The sequence below is a fragment of the Saccharopolyspora sp. ASAGF58 genome (assembly GCF_012277335.1).
GTDB classification, from domain to species: Bacteria; Actinomycetota; Actinomycetes; order Mycobacteriales; family Pseudonocardiaceae; genus Saccharopolyspora; species Saccharopolyspora hattusasensis.
The window spans coordinates 7,059,776-7,078,449 of the sequence record NZ_CP040605.1 but is presented as its reverse complement, the minus strand read 5'-3'; the positions used below and the strand labels follow the sequence as shown (position 1 = coordinate 7,078,449).

The following is an 18,674-nucleotide window of genomic DNA, read 5'->3' as shown; positions in this document are numbered from 1 at the left end:
GGTACGGCACTGCTGTTTTTTGCCTCATGAACGCCGCTGGCGCCGCACCATTCGTACGGCACTCCACGCCCGCGAAAGCAGTGCACCAGTCGCGGGCCGGGGCGTTGCCGGTTCAAGTCCGGGTCAGCCGGCCCAACGCCACCATGTACAGCGTGACGACGATCGCGACGGCCTCCACCGCCAGCAATGAGATGAGGACGAACAGCTGTACCACCCCCGCCTCGACCGGGCTTGCGCCCCCGAGCAACATGCCCACGAAAGCGCCCGGCAGGGTCACGGTGCCCACCGTCCGCGTCTGATCGAGCGCGGGAACCAGGGCACCCCCGGCGACCGGCTGCGCGATCTCCAGCCTCGACTGGCTGTCCGTCAAGCCCAGCGACAGCGCGGCCTCCACCTCACCCCGACGCTGTGACAACTCCTCCAGTAACCTGCGGCCGGCAAGCGTGGTCGCCGTCAGCGCACCACCGATGAGCTGACCCACCAGCGGAATCAGGACCAGCCCTGTCGCCGGAACCACACCCGTGACGAGCAGAACAGCCACGACCGGCACAACCCCCACAGCGATGGGCAAACCCGCCCACCACCAGGTGCGGTCGAGCGTGATCCGCCGCCCGGCAGTGCGTGTCGCGATACCGAACATCATGATCAGGAACGCCATGACGAGCACGACCGAGTTCACAATGTGAGCGATCACCAGGGACACGATCACCAGCTGCAGCGCTCCGCGCGAACCTGCCCCGAGCACCGCCTGCCACCGGCCCAGAGCACCCAGCGCAACGACACCGGCCGCCGCGACGAGCAGCACGATAATGACGCCAGCCAGCACCGGTGTGACCGGAATTGCGCCCGAACCAGCGGTTATCGGCATACACCGACCTTACTGAACCCATGCTGCCGAACATGCCTCGTGAAGACAGCGGCGCTCCACCTTGCCGAATCCACGGGCACGTTGCGGTCGCGCAGTGGAACATGCTGTGGGAGGCGGCTCAGTTCCGACGTCGGTTTTTCGACTCGGACGACCTGTCGGAGTCGATGGCGAAGATCGCCGACCTCGGCGACGTCAACGTGGTGTTCGTGCCAAGAACACGGACAAGATACTTCGAATACTCTCCGCTGTTTCACCTCCTGCCCAGGCGTGTCTTGCACATGTTCGGACCCCCGGTGCTACGTGGTGGCCAATGGCCGTTTCTGGCTGACTGGGCTGGCATCGATGACTTTCTGCCGCCGGACTTCGATACCCGGCTTGCCCGCGCTTGGGCATGGACCGTGTGGCCCCGCCTCGTGTCGGGTTCGAAGATGAAGGCGTTCATCGGCCGATGACCCGATTCGGCTACTGTCCCATAACCTGGACTTCTGGGTGCCTGCCGTCACTGACACCATCCAAGATCGGGTGCAGGACTTTTCCGAAGTCGACAAGGGCAGGACTCCCAGGCCAGTCACTCTGGAGGACGGCGGAATGCTCGCTGGGGCCATGGCTGGTAACCCACGGGATGGCGGGCCCGTGTGGTTCGGCGAGGACGAAGCCCACGATGCTCTTGTCGAGACCGTTGAAGCCGCAGACAGGACTGGTCGCCTTCGCGGCATTCTGGATGCGGTCCGGTCCCATCGGATCGAAGACGACTTCTCCAGCCACTGGTCGTACTCGCGGGAAGACTTCGAACGCAAACTGCACGGAAAACGACGCAAGGTCAAGGTGACGTTCGTCGAGCTGACCGACACCACACCAGTCCAAGGACCAGAGAGCGAAGTACTGGGCAACCTCGTCGCCAACGACTTCCTTGCGCTGTTGGACGCCCGGAACCGGCAGATCGTCGTGCTGCTCAACAGCGGCGTCACAAAGAAGACCGAGATCGCCGACATACTCGGGTACGCCAACCACAGTGCAGTTTCAAAACGATTGGCACAGATCCGTTGGGCCGCAGAAGCGTACTTCGACGAAAACTGAGGGCGGGCAGTGCGACACTGCGGCGACCATGAAGGCGGTCGACCATATGGTCCGGTGTGGTGTGTTGATCCGCCGTACCTCCGATGCCGCGTTGCTGCGCCGTGGGAGGACGACGGGAAAGGGATCGGCGGCGGTTTCGACATCAATCCCGATGCGTTGCTGCAGTTCATCGATCCGCACACCGTGCATCATGTGTTCATCGCCGACAGTGGAGACGTTGAGGAGGTTCGGATAGCGACGCGCCGGCAACGCATGCTGCGTCGCCTATTGGAAGACACCGTGTTGCTGTACGGCGACCTGCATCCCGAGGATGCCGACTACGCTCGCGCGCAACGCTCTTCGCTGGTTACCGCTGTGACGGAGATGACCGGTGGCACAGTGGAGATCAGGGCTGAGGGCATGCTGCTACGGCTGCCGGAGGACAGTCCGGCGGGACTTGTTGTGGCCTTTCCTGGAAGCAGGCGCTCGTCATGGTTCGCGCTGAACATCCTGGACGCCGTGATTGCTGCCGGCCCACCGCCTGATGCCGTAGGTCGGGTCGCGGTGGCATCGGCCGTTGTTGACGAACGCATCGCGGACGTCGCCGCCCGGTACGCCGAGGCGCTGACCGACGAGCTGCGTGGTGGAGTGAGCCGGTTGCGAGCCGCAGTTGAGCCGATCCTGCAAAGCGTCGGCCTCGTGCGCATCAACCCTAGTCGTGAGTGGATCGTCCAACCCATTGCTGCGCGATACCGCAATCCGCGGGTCAGCTTCCAGCCCGTCCTCGCTGCCGACCTTGGCGAGTCGGCCCCTGAACCGATGATCACATTTGAGATGGACGATAACCGATGACCCAGACAGATGACGCTGCAACAGAAGAGCATGCCGATGCTGCGCTGCGTTGGCGTGAGCAAGCCGAGCACGGTGGATTGCCAATGCCAGGACGGCGGCGTTGGCAGCCTCTGCGAGTCGGCGTGGTCAACCTATGGGAGTTCGACCGCGCCGAGGCGTGGTTCGCCGACGGGAGGCTGCAGCTGGCAGGCGCCAACGAGTCCGGCAAGTCCACCTTGATGACCTTGACCACCCAAACGCCGGCGAGTTCCGGCCGCCGCCGGAGGTCGACCTCGCCGGGTACCCGCGGCGGACCGGAACCCCAGCCGGGGAGGCGGAGGCGGTCTTCCTCAGCCCTGCACTGCGGTGGCGATGGCCTTGCCGAGGTCCTCGGTGGTCGCCTTGCCGCCGAGGTCCGGGGTGCGCGGCGCCGAGGCATCGGTCAGGACCTGCTCGATGGCTCGGACCACGTCCGCCCCCGCCGCTGGCAAGCCGAGGTGGTCCAGCATCATCGCCGCCGACCAGATCTGGCCGATCGGGTTGGCGATGCCCCGGCCCGCGATGTCCGGCGCCGAGCCGTGCACCGGCTCGAACGTCGATGGATAGGTGCGCTCAGGGTTTATGTTGCCCGACGGCGCCACCCCGATCGTGCCGGTCACGCCGGGCCCCAGGTCGGACAGGATGTCGCCGAACAGGTTGCTGGCGACCACCACGTCGAAGCGTTCCGGCGACATCACGAACCGGGCGCACAGGATGTCGATGTGGTCCTGGTCGACGGTGATCTCCGGGTATTCGGCGGAAATGGCCGCGAACCGCTCGTCCCAGTACGGCATCGAGTAGTAGATGCCGTTGGACTTGGTCGCCGAGGTGACGTGCGGCTTGCCGAGCTTGCGGGCCAGCTCGAAGGCGTAGCGCATGATGCGGTCGGTGCCGCGCCGGGTGAACGCGGCGGTCTGCAGCACCATCTCGTTCGGCGTGCCCTCGCCCTGCCGGCCGCCGAGCTGCGAGTATTCGCCCTCGGTGTTCTCCCGGACCACCCAGAAGTCGATGTCACCGGGCTGCTTGTCGCGGACCGGCGGGGTCACGCCTGGCAGCAGCCGCACCGGCCGCAGGTTGACGTACTGGTCGAACTCGCGCCGGATCGGAAGCAGCAGCCCCCACAGCGAGATGTGGTCGGGCACGCCGGGCCAGCCGACCGCGCCGAGCAGGATCGAGTCGTGGTCGCGCAGCCGGTCCAGCCCGTCGGCGGGCATCATCCGCCCGGTGCTTTGGTAGGTCTCGCAACTCCAGTCGAAATGCCGGTAGTCGAACCGCACGCCGTACTTCGCGCCGATCACGTCGAGCACCCGCAACGCTTCCGGCATGACCTCGTTGCCGATCCCGTCGCCGGGCAGCACCGCCAGTTCGTACTGCTGCACTCTGCACCTCGCGCCTCGTCGAGAAAAACGGTTTTCTAGCCGCCATCTAACGCCGCGCACCCGGCCGCGGCCAAGCCCCCGGGGAGAATCGCCGGTGGCGCGACGACCGGGCAGCGGCTACCAAGGACGGCGTGGATGCGACACGGGCACTGCGCGAAATCGCGTTCTGGCTGGAGCGCGAGGGTGCGCCGACCTACCGGGTGCGGGCGTTCCGCCGCGCCGCCGCGATCGTCGACGACCTCCCGGACCTGGACGAACGGGTGGCGTCCGGCCGCCTGACCGCGCTGGAGGGCATCGGCCGGACCACCGCCGCCGTGATCGAGGCCGCGCACCGCGGCGAGACACCGGAGTACCTGGCGCGCCTGCGGTCCGAAGTGGACGTTCCGGAGCAAGGGCGGCGGCTGCGCGAGGCGCTGCGCGGCGACTGCCACACGCATTCCGACTGGTCCGACGGCGGCAGCCCGATAGCCGAGATGGCCACCACCGCCCGGGCCCTCGGGCACGAGTGGATGGTGCTCACCGACCACTCGCCCCGGCTGACCGTGGCCCGCGGCCTGTCCGCCGGGCGGCTGCGCCAGCAGTTGGCCGTGGTCGCCGAGCTGAACGAGCGCCTAGCGCCGTTGCGCATCCTCACCGGCATCGAGGTCGACATCCTCTCCGACGGCACGCTGGACCAGGACGAGGATCTGCTCGCGGAGCTGGATCTCGTGGTGGCCAGTGTCCACTCCGAACTGCGGATGGCGGCGCAGGCGATGACGCGGCGGATGTGCGCGGCGGTGGCCAACGCGCATGTCGACGTGCTGGGGCACTGCACCGGGCGCCTGATCGGCGACAAGAAGCGGCCCCAGTCCACGTTCGACGCCGTGGAGGTGTTCGAGGCCTGCCGGGACAGCGGCGTCGCGGTCGAGATCAACTCGCGCCCGGACCGGCTCGACCCGCCGCGGGAGCTGATCCGGCTGGCCCGCGACACCGGCTGCCTGTTCAGCATCGATTCCGACGCGCACGCACCCGGCCAGCTGGACTGGCTGTCCTACGGGTGCGCGCGGGCCGAGGAGTGTGGGATCCCCGCCGATCGAGTGATCAACACCCGGACCGCGGAAGAGCTGCTGGACCGGCGGTGAGGGTGCGGGCCGCGGCGGCTAACATCCTCCCGGCAGGCGGTGCTGGTCAAGCATGGTATTTGAATGCTCAAATACTCTCGGCGTATGCTGTTCGGGTGACCGAACCGCGATGGCTGACCGACACCCAGCAGTGCGCCTGGCGGAAGTTCGCCGCCCTGATGACCGTCGTTCCGGCCGCGCTGGACGCCCAGCTGCAGCGGGACGCCGGGTTGACCCACTTCGGCTACTGGGTGCTGGCGATGCTCAGCGAGGACCCCGAACGCGCGCTGCGGATGAGCGATCTCGCGGCCCGGTCCAACGCCTCGCCGTCCCGGGTGTCGCACGTGGTCGCCCGGCTGGAGCAGCAGGGGTGGGTGCGCCGCCACCGCGCGTGCGGCGACGGCCGCGGCAACGTCGCGGAGCTCACCGAAGCCGGCTACGAGAAGCTCGTCGCCTCGGCCCCCGGTCACGTGGACAAGGTGCGCGACCTGATCTTCGACGGCCTCTCGGAGGCCCAGGTGCGCCAGCTCGACGAGCTCTGCGCCGCCGTGCTCGCCCACCTGGACCCCGAAGGCGGCCTGACTACCGCCCCGCCGCAGAAGGGCTGACTCAAGCGGCTTCGTCGGCGTCGTCCTGCTGCGCGAACTGGGTGCGGTAGAGCTCGGTGTAGAGGCCGCCGCGAGCCAGCAGTTCGGTGTGCGTGCCCTCCTCGGCGATGCGTCCCTCGGAGACCACCAGGATCCGGTCCGCCTCGCGGATCGTGGCCAGCCGGTGCGCGATGACCAGCGCCGTCCGCCCGGAGAGCGCCGTCTTCAGCGCCTTCTGCACGGCCGCTTCGGATTCCGAGTCCAGGTGCGCGGTCGCCTCGTCGAGCACGACGATCGGCGGCGCCTTCAGCAGCAACCGGGCGATCGCCAGCCGCTGCTTCTCCCCACCGGAGAGCCGGTAGCCGCGGTCGCCGACGACGGTGTCCAGCCCGCCCGGCAGCGACGAGATGAGGTGCCCCAGCTGCGCCGTCCGCAGCGCCTCGACCAGCTCCTCGTCGGTGGCGTCGGGCCGGGCGAAGGCGAGGTTGGCGCGGATCGAGTCGTGGAACAGGTGCGCGTCCTGGGTGACCACGCCGACCGTCGCGTACAGCGAGGCCAGCGACGTGTCGCGGACGTCCACGCCGCCGATGCGCACCGCGCCGGAATCGACGTCGTAGAGCCGCCCGGCCAGGTTGGTGATGGTCGTCTTACCGGCGCCGGAGTGGCCGACCAGCGCGATCGTCTGGCCCGGCGCGGCGTGGAACGAGATGTCGTGCAGCACGTCGTGCGCGGGCGCGTTGTCCGGCCGCGCCACCGATTCCAGCGACGCCAGCGAAACCTCGCTGGCGGCCGGGTAGCGGAACGAGACCGCGTCGAACTCGACATCGGACGCCCCGGCCGGCAGCGGCTTCGTGTCCGGCTTCTCCTGGATCATCGGACGCAGGTCCAGCACCTCGAAGACCCGGTCGAAGCTGACCAGCGCCGTCATGATGTCGACGTGCACGTTGGACAGCGCGGTCAGCGGCCCGTACAGGCGGCTGAGCAGGGTCGCCAACGCCACCAGGGTCCCGAGCTGGAACGCCCCAGCCAGCACCAGCCCACCGCCGAGCCCGTAGACCACCGCCGTGGCCAGCGCCGCCAGCAGCGTCAGCGCGACGAAGAACACCCGGCTGTACATCGCCGACACCACACCCATGTCGCGCACCCGCGCCGCCCGCCGGGAGAACCGCTCGGACTCCTCGTCGGCGCGGCCGTAGAGCTTGGCCAGCATCGCCCCGGCGACGCCGAAGCGTTCGGTCATCAGCGAGCTCATCTCGGCGTCCACCTTCATCTGCTCCCGGGTGACCCGTTGCAGCCGCCGCCCGATCCACCGCACCGGCAGCAGGAACAGCGGCAGCAGCGCAAGCGCGATCAGGGTGATCTGCCAGGACAGGGTGAACATGGTGGCCAGCACCAGCACCAGGCTCAGCACGTTGGACACCACCGACGACAGGGTGCTGGTCAGCGCACGCTGCGCGCCGATGACGTCGTTGTTGAGCCTGCTGACCAGCGCGCCGGTCTGCGCCCGCACGAAGAACGCCACCGGCATCCGCTGCACGTGGTCGAACACCTCCGAGCGCAGGTCGTAGATCAGCCCCTCGCCGAGCCGCGCGGAGTACCAGCGCTGCAGCAGCGACGCCGCGGCTTCGAGGAGCGCGACGCCCGCCACCGCCACCGCCAGCCAGACGACCAAAGACATGTTCTGCGGCACGATCCCGTCGTCGATGATCGCCTTGAACAGCAGCGGGTTGACGATGCCGAGTACCGCCGCGAACGCCACCAGCGCCAGGAAGGGGACGATGTCGCGGGTGTAGGGCTTGGCGTAGCGCAGGATGCGCCGGGCCAGGCCGGGGGAGAGGCGTTTCCTGGTCACGGAACCGTCGCTGGCGAAGGAGCGCATCGTCTCCCAGCTCATCGTCATGGTCACAGTCTCCTTCAACCGGGTTCGGGGTCGGGCACCATCCTCAAACTTCAAGCTAAGTCGAAGTCAACGCTGCGGGACGAGCTTCGATTCCCGCCCGGACGTTCTGTTGCCGCAAGTATTCGGCCACGGGCCGACTCGGACCGGTGCCGCTCCGGACGGTGGTCTTGAACAACGTTTCATGTACGTTACTCTGTGCGCTGATTCGGACACGGTCCGAACTCGGGGGCTGACTGGCAGGGCATGGCGCAGCGTCGGACGGGAGCGACCGCGTGTTGATCGGCACTTCGGCCGGGGGTGGCCGTTGACGGTTTCCGGGCAGGAGCCCGCACGCATCCCGCTGCGCGTGGCAGACCGGTTCTTCCTCGCCGCGCACACCGGTGAGCAGCGCCTCTCCGCCAGGGTCGACGGCGCGCTGGTGGCGCTGGGCTGCGCCGGCGCGCTGCTGGCGGAGCTGATCCTGGAAGAGGAGATCGCGGTGACCCCCAGCGTCCGGCCCAGCGGCAAGGGACGCTGCCCGGATTTCCTGTCCTGGACGATTCTGCGGGAGGTCCGCCAGGAGTCGGGCCACGACATGCGGACCTGGCTGGAGTACCTGGGCCAGACCGCCACGGAGAAGGTGCGCGCCCGGCTGACCATCATCGACGTGCTGCGGGAGGTGCCGGTGTCGGGCGGCTGGCGCGGCGGCACTGCCGCGGCGTGGCAGTTCGCCGAGGACGGCGCCAGCAAGCCGGAAGCGGACCTGGAGGCGCTGTTCACCAGCGTCGAAACCGCCGGCGGCAGCGGCATGATCACCGTCCCTTCCCGGATCGCCGAGATCTCCCTGGCGCTGCTGCTGCGGGAAACCGGGGTGCTGCGCCAGATCCGGCTCCCCAAGCACATCGCGCGGCAGGGCGAGTACCGGATGGAGTCCTGGGAGCCGCGCATCCCGGGAGCGCTGCGCAGCCTGATCAACGAGGTCGGTGCCGCCCGCGGGCAGGCCGCGATCACCCCGAGGCACTGAGCGACGTGGCCGAACCGGGAGGTCGCGCCCGTTCCACGGCACCGTGACGCCGGGAGGCGCCAAGCGCGGAATTCGCACCGCCACGCAAAGAGAACCGATTATCCCGTTAGGAGCGAGCTGTTGCCCCCGTCCAAAGTGTCCGCCGCCCTGGCTCGCGCCCGCTTGGGCGTGACGTCGATCGTGTTCTTCACCGTCGCAGCCGCGGCGCCGGAAACGGTGGTCGGCGGCGGCGCGGTCAGCGGGTTCGCGGTCTCCGGGGTGACCGGGATTCCGCTGGGCTACCTGGCGATCGCGCTGGTCCTCGGGCTGTTCGCGATCGGCTACGTAACGATGTCCCAGCACGTGGCGAACGCGGGCGCGTTCTACGCCTACGTCGCCAAGGGGCTGGGCAGGGTGACCGGGACCGCGGCCGGTGGGGTCGCGCTGGTCTCCTACCTGATGATCCTGACCAGCCTGGCCGGAGGTTTCGGGGTCGGTGCGTCCGGCTTCGTGCGGCAGGTCAGCGGCGTCTCGGTGTCGTGGTGGCTGCTCGCCGCCATCGGCCTGGCGGTGATCGCGCTGCTCGGCGTGCTGCGCATCGACGTCAACGGGCGCGTGCTGGGCGTGCTGCTGCTCGCCGAGGTAGCGATCATCCTGATCTTCGACGCGGCGTTCGTGTCAGCGCCGTCGGAAAGCGGAGTCGTGCTGGACACGCTCAACCCCGACCAGCTGATCACCAGCGCGGCCGGGGTAATCCTGGTGATCGCCTTCACCGGGTTCATCGGGTTCGAGAACTCCACGGTACTGGCCGAGGAGGCGAAGAGCCCGCGCACGGTGATCTACGCGACCTACATCTCGCTGGTGATCATCGGCGGCTTGTACTCGCTGTCGACCTGGGCGATGACGGTGGCCACCGGCCCGGGCAACATCGTTTCGCAGGCCGGAACCCACTCCACGGAACTGCTTTTCGTGCTCGCCGGGGAGCGGCTGCCGGATGCGGTGGTGACCATCGGCTCGGCGCTGTACGTGACGAGCCTGTTCGCCGGGACGCTGTCGTTCCACCACGTCTGCGCCCGGTACTTCTTCGCGCTGGGCAGGGAAGGCGTCGGCCTGCACTGGTGGGGGACGACCAGCTCGCGCACCTCGGCCCCGGCGGCGGGCTCGGTGACCACCACCACGATCGCGATGGTCGTGGTGGCGCTGGTGGCGATCACCGGCTTGGACCCGATCACCTACCTGTTCTTCTGGGGAGCGTCGCTCGGCGCGCTCGGCGTGCTGACGCTGGTCCTGCTCACCTCGGTTGCGGTGGTCGGCTACTTCATCCGCGAGCGCGACCACGGGCACGGCAGGTGGCGGACCACCGTCGCACCGGCACTCGCCGCACTGGTACTCGCGGTGGTGCTGTTCCTGACGGTGGCGTCGTTCGGCACTGTGCTCGGCGTGGACGACGGCGACCCGGCGGCCTGGATTCTGCCGCTGGGCTTCCTGGTCGTGCTCGTGCTCGGCGCGATCTGGGGCGCGGTGCTGAAGCGGGCCCGACCGCGGGCGTACGCGCGGATCGGGATGGGCGCCCGCGCCACCATGGTCCAGATCGACGAGGAGCCGGCCGATGTCCACTGAGGACGCGCGGGTGCGCACGCTGCTGCGGGCCTTCGGCGACGACGCCTTCGCCCAGTGGCTGGTACCCGACCAGGAGCACCGGCACCACGTGTACCGCGAGTGGTTCGCGATGGTGTTAGCGCACACCGAAACGGCCGGTCGAGTGATCACCGGCGAGGACGATCTCGCGGTCCAGGTCTGGCTTTCGGCGCGCACTGGACCGCCGGACATGCTCGACGAAGCAGGCGTCCAACGCCTGTTGGAGCTGGCGGGACGCCGCGCGCACCGGTTCCGGGAGTTCGGTGCGCTGAGTGCGGAACGCCACCCGCGCGAACCCCACGAGTACCTGGCCCTGATCGGTGTCGATCCCGCGGTGCAGGGCACCGGCGTCGGCTCCCGAGAACTCGGCGAAACCCTCCGGCGATTGGACGCAGACGGCGTGCCATCCTACCTGGAGGCCAGCAGCCCCCGAAGCCGAAACCTCTACCTCCGCCTGGGCTTCGAACCCCTCGGCGCCCCGATAACCCTCCCCGACGAAGGCCCCCACCTCTACCCGATGTGGCGCCCCGCCCAGTGATCAATATCGCGCCGTTGTCGACGGGCAGTCGAACCCCCTCGTCGCGGCCGCGACGGTCAGGTCTCCGCGCCGACGTAGTCGAATTCCCAGGTCCCGTCCGGTCGCTTCCGGCCGCGCTCGTAGATCAGCAGCGGCGGTACGGCCTGGGCGTTGCGAGCCCGCGCGGGCAACGTGATGCGCGGGACCGGTTTCCCTGCCTCGTCCGCGGAAACGGCGACCTCGTGACCGTCCTCCGGCCCACCGCGCAGCCGGACCCGGATCTCTGCCACGCGAATCTCCTTCGCTCGACCAAGTACTGCCTCGACCAACACTGCCGTGATCGGCGCCTCGATCGGCGACGACACTCCTTCGACAGCGGCGCGCGGAACTCGGTTCCGGCTGTCACTGAATCGTGTGGTCTGGCGGGGAGTCGATTGTCAGATCATCTCGGTGATGTTGGGTTCGACGCCAAGCAGCGCGCGGCCGAAAAGCTCGGCGCTGCTGGCCGGGTGCGCGAGCGCGTGCCGGCTGGCGGTCTGGATGTCGCGCAGGATGGCGTGCAGCGGGTCCGATTCGGACAGCGCCGCCGCGCCGTAGGCGGAGACGAGGTCGTCGACGGCCTCGCGGCACTGCCGCACCGCGTGGCTGGAGTGCTGCCGCAGCCGGGCGCGCTCCAGGTAGTCCGGATGGGTTCCGGACAGCGCGTGGCCGTCCACCACGGCCGCCGACCGGTGCGCGATCAGCCGCGCGACATCGATCTTTGTCGACGCCTCCGCCACGGCCAGCTGGAACGCGGTCGAATCGCGCTGGCGTTTGTAGCTGGTGAACGCGATGCCCTTGTGGTCGGCCTGGGAAAGCACGTGCGCGAGCGCTTCCTCGGCCATGCCGAGCAGCGGGGCGATCAGGAAGGTGGCCAGCGTTGGGACCAGGGCGGTGCGGTAGCGTGGGGAATCGTTGAGCTCGCGCGGGAACACGCCTCGCGTCGCCGGTTCCCGGCGCAGCACGCGGTGGTCGGGGACGAACAAGTTCTCGCCGATCAGCAGGTTGCTGCCGGTCCCGCGCATGCCGAGGGTGAACCAGGTGTCTTTGACACGCAGCTCGTTCATCGGGATCAGGCCGAACGCGGCACCCGCCGGCTCATCGTGCTCCGGTAACGTCATGCCAAGCATGGCCCAGCCGGAGTGCAGGCAGCCGGACGCCGGCGCCCAGTTGCCGCTGACCTCCCAGCCGCCGTCGACGCGCCGGGCTGCGGCCTTCGGCGCGAGCACCTGGCACACCTTGGTGTCCGGGTCGGTGCCGAATACCTCTTCTTGGGCCTGGTCGGGGAACAGGCCGGTGAGCCAGTCGCCGCAGCCGAGGATCAGCACCAGCCAGCCCGCCGCGGCGTCGCCCCGGGTTACCTCGGCGGTGGCGTCCATGACGGTGCGCAGGCCGGTTTCCAGGCCGCCGAACCGGCGCGGCACCCACGCGCGGAACAGGCCGGCCTCGTCGAGCGCGGCGATCGACTGGTCGGCGAGCCTGCGTTCCTGCTCGCCCTCGGCGCGGTGTTGTTCCAGTAGCGGCCGCAGTGCCGCCGCCCGCTCGAGGAGATTCACCCGCTCGTCGGTCCCCATGCTCGGCTCCTCAAAAATCACTGATCTCGATGATCAGTGTGCACGGAGCGCGACCTGCAAGGGAGGCCCGGTCCGCAACTGCCTCAGCCTGGACTCGGGGTGTGGACCGTTTGGTGGAATGTGTTCAGGGTATTGGGGAATGTGATGGTCGCGATCAGCCTCGCCCGACCGCGCGGGAGGTCGGTGCGACGGCGAGGTCGGCGCCGATCCGGGCCGCGGTCGTCAGTAGCGGCGGCAGGAGGTTCTGGCGCGCGTCCTCGGGGCTGCTGCGGGAGGCGTGCGAGGAGATGTTCACGGCCGCGACCACCCGGTTCGAGCGGTCCCGGATCGGCGCCGCGATCGAGCGCAGGTCCGCCTCCAGCTCCTGGTCCACCAGCGCCCAGCCCTGCTCGCGGATGCGCGCCAGCTCGGCCTTCAACTCCGCCGGAGTCGTTATGGTGTGCGGGCCCAGCGGCTCCAAGTCCACTTCGGACAGGTAGTCGTCCAGCTCGGCGGGGCCGAGGTCGGAGAGGATCACCCGGCCCATCGAAGTGGCGTAGGCGGGGAAGCGGGTGCCGATGTTGATCGACACCGTCATGATCCGTGAGGTGGGCACGCGGGCGACGTAGACGATGTCCGGGCCGTCCAGCACCGACACCGACGCCGACTCGTGCACCTCCGCCACCAGCCGCTCCAGGTAGGGCTGGGCGATCTCCGGCAGCGACACGCTGGACAGGTAGGCGAAGCCCAGCTCCAGCACGCGCGGAGTCAGCGCGAAGATCCGCCCGTCGGTCCACACGTAGCCGAGGTGCACCAGGGTGTGCAGGAACCGGCGGGCCGCCGCGCGCGACATGTCGGTCGCGCGGGCGACCTCGGACAGCGTCATCTCCGGGTGTGACTCGTTGAACGCGCGGATCACCAGGAGCCCACGCGCCAGCGACTGGACGTAACCACCGCTCGTGTCGGACACGGGCTCCATGGTGATCTCCTGTGGTCTCGGGGTCAGCCCGGCTGTTCTTCGCCGAGAATCGTATTGGCGATCGCGAAGGCGCTGTTGGCTCGGGGCGCCCGGCGTAGATCGCGACGTGCATCAGCATCTCGCGGCTGTGCTCCGGCGGCACGCCGTTGCGGCGGGCGGCCTTCACGTGCATCGCGAACTTCGTCCTCGCAGCCCACCGCCGCCAGGATCGCTGAGGCGCGATGGCCAAGGCTGCCAGCCGGATCTACCGGCGGAAGTGCGAGCGTGCGCTCCGGTCGGTCAGAGGTAGCCAGTCTCGGGCAGGCCGGAGCAGGGCAGCTCGAAGACGTTGACCGCCGCGTCGGCGGCGGCGGTCGCCTGCTGGTAACCGGTCTCGCCCCAGGCGAGCAGGTCGCCGGCCTTGCCCGGGTGGACCAGCAGCCGCCGGTAGATTCGTCCGCTGTCCGGGTCGGGCTCCGACGGGTGCACGGTGGTGATCAGCGCGGCCATCCGGACCTGGGCGTACGGCGAGATGCCGTCGTCCACGCACTGGTATCCCAGGTAGTGCGGTTCGCCGATATCGACGGTGACCTCTTCCATGGTCTCCCGGCGCAGGATGTCGACATACTCGGCCTCGCCGGGCTCCGGTCGACCGCCCGGCAGCGAGTGCTTGTTGCCGTCGAGGCGGATCAGCAGCCGCCCGTCCGGGACGAACAGGAACCCGTACACCTGCCGCACCGGCAGGCCCTCGGGCACAGCGTTGGTGTGCCAGGTGAACTTGGGCATCGCTGCGGATCCCTTCCACGGTGCTGGAAAAGATCACCTTAACCGAGGAACCAGCGGAATCCCCCGAACGCCGCGCGGCGGCTCAACCGAAATTCCGCACGACCTTGCCCGAATCCCGCACGACCTTGCCCGCCGGACCGGAGCACAGGCCACGGGCCGCGTCCCGATCGGCAGCACCTCGTGCACGTGCGGCACTCAACGGCATTCGCTGCGGATGCCGAGTTCTGCGCAGGTCGAGGCGTCGAGGTAGTCGAGGGCGAGGCGGCGGAAGACGTAGTCGGGGAGGGAGTGGGCGTACTCGATGTCCGGGTCGGTCACCGGGCCGCGCGGTTCGAACTGCATGCCCGCGTACCTCGCCACGTACTTCTCCAGTGGCACCCCGTGCTGCAGGCCCAGCGACACGGCGGCCGACAAGCTGTCCAGGAAGCCGCTGAGCGGGCTGCCCTGCCGGTCGACGCTCACCCAGACCTCGCCGAGCTTGCCGTCCGGATAGGCGTTGGTGGTCAGATGGCCCGTGACGCCGCCGATGTCGAAGCGGACCGTGTAGCCGCGGCGGCGGCGCGGCGGGTGCTGCCGCGCCACGCTCTGGTCCATCCGGATGATCCGGCGCGAGCGCGCCGGGGCGACGTCGGTGCGGGCCATGCCGGGAGGCGCTCCTTCGGATCGGTCGTCCTTTATGGACAATGCGGGACCGTACCTCAGTGCTGCGCCGGTGATGCGCTCGGGCGGCGGCTCGCGTGCAGCGTTCTGTTCGACAGCTCGACGGAGGTGCCGAAACCGGCGCTGATCCGGGCCAACGTGGCGCACAGCCATTCGGCGTCGGCGGCCGAGGCCGGGTGCAGGCGCATCCGCCTGGCCTGCATCGGCAGCATGCGCAGGTCGACGAGGTCACCGGAGGGCGCCAGCGACGCGAAGAACAGCAGGCGCAGGTCGTCCCGGTACTGCTCGTAGCCCGGGATGCCCTCGTAGTCGTCGATGAAATCGCCGCAGCCGTAGAGCACGAGCCGGTTGCGGTAGATCTCGATCGGCCGCGGGTGGTGCGAGGAATGCCCGTGTACCACGTGCACCCCGCCGTCGATCAGCCGGTGTGCGAAGCGGACCTGGTCGGCGCCGACGTGGTACTGCCAGTTCGTGCCCCAGTGCAGCGAGACGACCACGATGTCGCCGGGTCGGGTCCGCTCCCGGATCTCGCCGGTGATCCCGGCGGCCCAGCGATCGGAGAGGTCGGGCAAGAAGTTCACGCCCGACCGGTTCGCGGTCGCCGCCCAGCTCGCCGGGATGCCGCTGGACTCGGCACCGTAACCGAAGACCACGACCCGACCGTTCGGAGTGCCGATCACCGCCGGCCGGTGCGCTTCGTCGGCGTCGTGCCCGGCGCCGACCCAGCGCAGGCCCGCCCCCGACAGCGCGTCGAGCGTGTCGGCCAGTCCTTGGCGGCCGAAGTCCAGGATGTGGTTGTTGGCCAGGCTGCACACGTCCGGCCGAGCGGCGCGCAGGCAATTTACGTTCGCCGGGTTCATCCGGTAGTGCACGCCCTTGTCCGGGGCGAACTCGCCCCCGCCGGTGATGCTGGATTCGAGGTTGATCACCCGCACGTCCGGCGCGGTCGAGTCGAGGGCGCGCAGCGCACCGCCCCAGGGCCAGCCGAAGCCGACCGGGCTGCTGATCGGACCGTTGCGCGCTTCGGCCGCCGCGACGTAACTGCGCGCGTCCCGCAGGTATTGCTCGTGCAGGACGGGGTTGCCGGGGTGCGGCAGGATCTGGTCGACGCCACGGCCGGGCATCACGTCGCCGCAGAGGAAAAGCCGGATCAAATCCATCCCGCGCCCCCTCACGGCGTCAGCACGATCCACACCTGACCGGCCGCGGGCAGCAGCGCCTCGCCCGAAGGCCCGGCGTAGGTGGCGGCCGCGTCCGGGGCGGGCCGGGACCAGGTGCCGTTGAACGCCCGCCCGTCGCGGAGCACGGTGACCGGGCCGCTGCCGACCGTCTCGGCGATCGGCGAGGGGTTTCCCGCGACGTCGTGGATCGCGGACTCACGGACCTTGACCCGCTCGATCACCACGGTCGGCGGGCCGAGCCGGCCGCTGTCGACAGCCGCGTACGGGGCCCCGTCCATCGACACCAGCCACCGCTGCTCCCCAGCGGACCAGTCGAAGCCGACGGTGGCGGACGGGAAGGTGACCTCGTAGTGGCCCGTCGGGGTCCCGCCGCCAGGGGCGGGGCCGGGGGTGAGCCGGTTCTGGCCGGGCCACGGCGCGCCGGGCGGCAACTTCGAAGGGTCGACGAACAGGTTGTGCGGGACGGGCCGCGACTCGTCGCGGGCGAAGGCCGCAGGCTGGTGCGCGTCGGAGGCGTCGGTCACCGGTGCCGCCGCGATGAGCGGCAGCAGCTCGGGCGCCGCGCCGGAATACGCGAGCGTCGGGTGCCCGAACTGGGGGAGCAGTTCCGCATCGGTCTCCCGGGCGCTGCGCACCGGCCCGATCTCCGGCGGCTGGTGCGACGCGAAGATCCCCAGCAGGCGGCTGTAGCCGCCCTCTACCGGTTCGACGTAGACCACGTCAGCGGCGCCGATGCCGACCGGCGGCCGGGCTTCGGACACGTTGTCGACCTTCACCGCGAGCACCGCCGGGCCCGGAGGCGGAGCGGGGGCGGGGGTGGTGCTGGCGGGAGGCGGTGATTCCGGCCGCGAGGGGTACCCGGCGCGCGGCGTCGAAAACAGGCCACAAGCGGCCATGCCGAACACCGCGAGCAGAATCAGCGCCGCTGCGAACAGCACGCGCATGTGCTCGCGCCGCATGATTTCTCCCGGAATCCCTCCGGGTTCCAGGCTACGCCCGCGACGGGTTCATTTCTGCGGCTGCGCTCCGTGCGTGTTTTTCGGTGCTATAGCGCCTGAAACCGCTCACGGAACTCATCACTGTTGCGGGGTCAGGCGGGCGATGTGCTCGTCGATCAGTACGTCCAGCTCCGCCAGGCGGGCACGCAGCGCCTCGGCGCGGCGGCGGGAGGCGCTCGGCAACTGCGCCGCCAGGTGCCCGTACTCGGCGAGCACCGTGGGCAGATCGTTGCCGTCCTGCTGCCTGGGGATGTGGTCCATGGCTTGATGGTGCGGCCCGGGACGGGATTCGTCGATTCGATCAGTGGCGGCGCCGATGCGCGTGGCGGCCGGGGCCGTTCGACGCCGGATATGCTCGCCGCATCGGGTTCACCCGATGGAATGATCTCGGGAGATTGGGGTGTGGAGATGACCGACAAAGCCGCGCTGGTGCGGGCACGGACGCTGCTCGCCGAGCACCCGGTGATCGATGGGCACAACGACCTGCCTTGGGCGCTGCGCGAGCAGGTCGGCTACGACCTGGACCGCCGCGACATCGCCCAGGACCAGTCGGCGCGGCTGCACACCGACCTGGCCCGGCTGCGCGCCGGCGGCGTCGGCGGCCAGTTCTGGTCGGTCTACGTCAAGGCCGAGTACCAGGGCGACAAGGCGGTCAGCGCCACGATCGAGCAGATCGACTGCGTGCGCGCCCTCGTCGCGCGCTACCCCGAACACCTGCAGCTCGCGCGCACCGCCGACGAGTTAGAGGCCGCCCGCGCCAACGGCCGCATCGCCTCGCTGATGGGCGCCGAGGGCGGCCACTCCATCGCGTGTTCGCTAGCCACCTTGCGCGCCCTGCACGAACTGGGCGTCCGCTACCTCACGCTGACCCACAACGACAACGTGCCGTGGGCGGACTCGGCCACCGACGAACCGGCCGCGAAGGGCCTGACCCGCTTCGGCGTCGAGGTGGTGCGCGAGATGAACCGGCTGGGCATGCTGGTGGACCTCTCGCACGTCGCCCCCGACACCATGCGGGACGCGCTGGGTGCCACCCGGGCCCCGGTGATCTTCTCGCACTCCTCGGCACGGGCCGTCTGCAACCATCCGCGCAACATCCCTGACGACGTGCTGGCCGCGCTGCCCGCCAACGGTGGCGTTGCGATGGCGACCTTCGTGCCGAAGTTCGTGCTTCCTGAGGCGATCGAATGGAGCAAGCGGGCCCAGGACGTGCTGAGGGAGCAGGGCTTCGATCCGCTGGACACGACGCCCGAGGTACTGGAGGCGCTGCGGGCGTACGAGGCCGCAAACCCGCGGCCGGTGGCCACCGCCGGAACCGTGGCCGACCACCTCGACCACATGCGCGATGTCGCGGGCATCGACCACATCGGCATCGGCGGCGACTACGACGGCACCGCCTTCACCCCGCAGGGCCTGGACGACGTCGCCGGGTACCCGAACCTGGTCGCGGAGCTGATCACCCGGGGCTGGTCCGAGGCCGACCTCGCCAAGCTCACCTGGCACAACGCCGTGCGCGTGCTCCGCGACGCGGAGCACGTGGCCCGCGACCTCCAGCGCACCGAACGCCCCTCGATCGCGACCATCGATCAGCTGGACGGCTGA

At 69.5% G+C, this 18,674-nt stretch carries 20 protein-coding genes; 9 read left to right on the top strand and 11 right to left on the bottom strand.

Going from position 1 to position 18,674, the window contains the following annotated elements; genetic code table 11:
* Positions 1–112 precede the first annotated feature (112 nt).
* Entirely contained in the window at positions 113–868 is a 756-nt protein-coding gene (locus FDZ84_RS33290) for an ABC transporter permease (RefSeq protein ID WP_168589086.1), read from the bottom strand.
* A 32-nt stretch (positions 869–900) separates the two neighbouring features.
* On the opposite strand from FDZ84_RS33290, the gene FDZ84_RS38270 reads away from it, so the two are divergent.
* Genes FDZ84_RS38270 through FDZ84_RS33280 form a run of 3 tightly spaced genes read left to right on the top strand, consistent with a single transcriptional unit; the run spans position 901 to position 2,776 of the window.
* Entirely contained in the window at positions 901–1,320 is a 420-nt protein-coding gene (locus FDZ84_RS38270; RefSeq protein WP_210435275.1) for a hypothetical protein, read from the top strand.
* A gap of 37 nt (positions 1,321–1,357) precedes the next feature.
* Entirely contained in the window at positions 1,358–1,945 is a 588-nt protein-coding gene (locus FDZ84_RS38265; protein ID WP_210435274.1) for a hypothetical protein, read from the top strand.
* 54 nt (positions 1,946–1,999) lie between these two features.
* Positions 2,000–2,776: a DUF2398 family protein gene (locus FDZ84_RS33280; protein ID WP_168589085.1), complete on the top strand. Its 777-nt coding sequence runs from the start codon at positions 2,000–2,002 to the stop codon at positions 2,774–2,776.
* Between the two features lie 329 nt (positions 2,777–3,105).
* Here the strand turns inward: FDZ84_RS33280 and FDZ84_RS33275 are convergent, their stop codons facing one another.
* Entirely contained in the window at positions 3,106–4,173 is a 1,068-nt protein-coding gene (locus FDZ84_RS33275) for a tartrate dehydrogenase (RefSeq protein WP_168589084.1), read from the bottom strand.
* 131 nt (positions 4,174–4,304) lie between these two features.
* Here FDZ84_RS33275 and FDZ84_RS33270 point away from each other — a divergent pair, with 131 nt between their 5' ends.
* Positions 4,305–5,294 carry a PHP domain-containing protein gene (locus tag FDZ84_RS33270; RefSeq protein ID WP_168589083.1) on the top strand — a complete coding sequence of 330 codons (990 nt, stop codon included), beginning with the start codon at positions 4,305–4,307 and terminating at the stop codon, positions 5,292–5,294.
* Between the two features lie 95 nt (positions 5,295–5,389).
* Positions 5,390–5,881 carry a MarR family winged helix-turn-helix transcriptional regulator gene (locus FDZ84_RS33265; RefSeq protein WP_168589082.1) on the top strand — a complete coding sequence of 164 codons (492 nt, stop codon included), beginning with the start codon at positions 5,390–5,392 and terminating at the stop codon, positions 5,879–5,881.
* A 1-nt stretch (position 5,882) separates the two neighbouring features.
* Here the strand turns inward: FDZ84_RS33265 and FDZ84_RS33260 are convergent, their stop codons facing one another.
* Positions 5,883–7,760 (bottom strand): ABC transporter ATP-binding protein, encoded by a 1,878-nt coding sequence (locus FDZ84_RS33260; RefSeq protein ID WP_168589081.1) that lies wholly within the window; start codon positions 7,758–7,760, stop codon positions 5,883–5,885.
* Positions 7,761–8,064: 304 nt separating this feature from the next.
* On the opposite strand from FDZ84_RS33260, the gene FDZ84_RS33255 reads away from it, so the two are divergent.
* The 3 genes from FDZ84_RS33255 (at position 8,065) to FDZ84_RS33245 (ending at position 10,918) form a co-directional block, all read left to right on the top strand.
* Positions 8,065–8,763 carry a GPP34 family phosphoprotein gene (locus FDZ84_RS33255; protein WP_246868608.1) on the top strand — a complete coding sequence of 233 codons (699 nt, stop codon included), beginning with the start codon at positions 8,065–8,067 and terminating at the stop codon, positions 8,761–8,763.
* A 120-nt stretch (positions 8,764–8,883) separates the two neighbouring features.
* Positions 8,884–10,362 (top strand): APC family permease, encoded by a 1,479-nt coding sequence (locus tag FDZ84_RS33250; RefSeq protein WP_168589080.1) that lies wholly within the window; start codon positions 8,884–8,886, stop codon positions 10,360–10,362.
* A complete protein-coding gene (locus FDZ84_RS33245; RefSeq protein WP_168589079.1) occupies positions 10,352–10,918 on the top strand; it encodes an N-acetyltransferase in 567 nt (188 codons plus the stop codon). Before FDZ84_RS33250 ends, FDZ84_RS33245 begins: the two co-directional genes overlap by 11 nt.
* A gap of 56 nt (positions 10,919–10,974) precedes the next feature.
* On the opposite strand, the gene FDZ84_RS33240 is transcribed toward FDZ84_RS33245, so the two are convergent.
* The 8 genes from FDZ84_RS33240 to FDZ84_RS33200 form a co-directional block, all read right to left on the bottom strand.
* The gene (locus FDZ84_RS33240; protein WP_168589078.1) at positions 10,975–11,187 is read right to left on the bottom strand and encodes a hypothetical protein; all 213 of its coding nucleotides are present in this window, start codon (positions 11,185–11,187) and stop codon (positions 10,975–10,977) included.
* Between the two features lie 147 nt (positions 11,188–11,334).
* Complete coding sequence (locus tag FDZ84_RS33235; RefSeq protein ID WP_168589077.1) at positions 11,335–12,510, bottom strand: acyl-CoA dehydrogenase; 1,176 nt, start codon at positions 12,508–12,510, stop codon at positions 11,335–11,337.
* Between the two features lie 154 nt (positions 12,511–12,664).
* Complete coding sequence (locus FDZ84_RS33230) at positions 12,665–13,468, bottom strand: IclR family transcriptional regulator (RefSeq protein WP_168589076.1); 804 nt, start codon at positions 13,466–13,468, stop codon at positions 12,665–12,667.
* 279 nt (positions 13,469–13,747) lie between these two features.
* On the bottom strand, positions 13,748–14,233 hold the full coding sequence (locus FDZ84_RS33220; RefSeq protein ID WP_168589075.1) for an NUDIX domain-containing protein: 486 nt from the start codon (positions 14,231–14,233) through the stop codon (positions 13,748–13,750).
* Positions 14,234–14,428: 195 nt separating this feature from the next.
* Positions 14,429–14,875 (bottom strand): hypothetical protein, encoded by a 447-nt coding sequence (locus tag FDZ84_RS33215; RefSeq protein WP_168589074.1) that lies wholly within the window; start codon positions 14,873–14,875, stop codon positions 14,429–14,431.
* A 56-nt stretch (positions 14,876–14,931) separates the two neighbouring features.
* Positions 14,932–16,053: a CapA family protein gene (locus FDZ84_RS33210; RefSeq protein WP_168589073.1), complete on the bottom strand. Its 1,122-nt coding sequence runs from the start codon at positions 16,051–16,053 to the stop codon at positions 14,932–14,934.
* Between the two features lie 11 nt (positions 16,054–16,064).
* Positions 16,065–17,033: a DUF3048 domain-containing protein gene (locus FDZ84_RS33205; protein ID WP_246868607.1), complete on the bottom strand. Its 969-nt coding sequence runs from the start codon at positions 17,031–17,033 to the stop codon at positions 16,065–16,067.
* Between the two features lie 117 nt (positions 17,034–17,150).
* Positions 17,151–17,333: a hypothetical protein gene (locus FDZ84_RS33200; protein WP_168589072.1), complete on the bottom strand. Its 183-nt coding sequence runs from the start codon at positions 17,331–17,333 to the stop codon at positions 17,151–17,153.
* A gap of 147 nt (positions 17,334–17,480) precedes the next feature.
* On the opposite strand from FDZ84_RS33200, the gene FDZ84_RS33195 reads away from it, so the two are divergent.
* A complete protein-coding gene (locus tag FDZ84_RS33195) occupies positions 17,481–18,674 on the top strand; it encodes a dipeptidase (RefSeq protein WP_168589071.1) in 1,194 nt (397 codons plus the stop codon).

Excerpts from the sequence above, each read along its gene's own strand:
- FDZ84_RS33290 (WP_168589086.1), bottom strand. The coding sequence starts at position 868 with ATGCCGATAACCGCTGGTTCGGGCGCAATTCCGGTCACACCGGTGCTG.
- FDZ84_RS38270 (WP_210435275.1), top strand. The coding sequence starts at position 901 with ATGCCTCGTGAAGACAGCGGCGCTCCACCTTGCCGAATCCACGGGCAC.
- FDZ84_RS33260 (WP_168589081.1), bottom strand. The coding sequence starts at position 7,760 with ATGACGATGAGCTGGGAGACGATGCGCTCCTTCGCCAGCGACGGTTCC.
- FDZ84_RS33245 (WP_168589079.1), top strand. The coding sequence starts at position 10,352 with ATGTCCACTGAGGACGCGCGGGTGCGCACGCTGCTGCGGGCCTTCGGC.
- FDZ84_RS33235 (WP_168589077.1), bottom strand. The coding sequence starts at position 12,510 with ATGGGGACCGACGAGCGGGTGAATCTCCTCGAGCGGGCGGCGGCACTG.
- FDZ84_RS33230 (WP_168589076.1), bottom strand. The coding sequence starts at position 13,468 with ATGGAGCCCGTGTCCGACACGAGCGGTGGTTACGTCCAGTCGCTGGCG.
- FDZ84_RS33220 (WP_168589075.1), bottom strand. The coding sequence starts at position 14,233 with ATGCCCAAGTTCACCTGGCACACCAACGCTGTGCCCGAGGGCCTGCCG.
- FDZ84_RS33215 (WP_168589074.1), bottom strand. The coding sequence starts at position 14,875 with ATGGCCCGCACCGACGTCGCCCCGGCGCGCTCGCGCCGGATCATCCGG.
- FDZ84_RS33210 (WP_168589073.1), bottom strand. The coding sequence starts at position 16,053 with ATGGATTTGATCCGGCTTTTCCTCTGCGGCGACGTGATGCCCGGCCGT.
- FDZ84_RS33205 (WP_246868607.1), bottom strand. The coding sequence starts at position 17,033 with ATGCGGCGCGAGCACATGCGCGTGCTGTTCGCAGCGGCGCTGATTCTG.
- FDZ84_RS33200 (WP_168589072.1), bottom strand. The coding sequence starts at position 17,333 with ATGGACCACATCCCCAGGCAGCAGGACGGCAACGATCTGCCCACGGTG.
- FDZ84_RS33195 (WP_168589071.1), top strand. The coding sequence starts at position 17,481 with ATGACCGACAAAGCCGCGCTGGTGCGGGCACGGACGCTGCTCGCCGAG.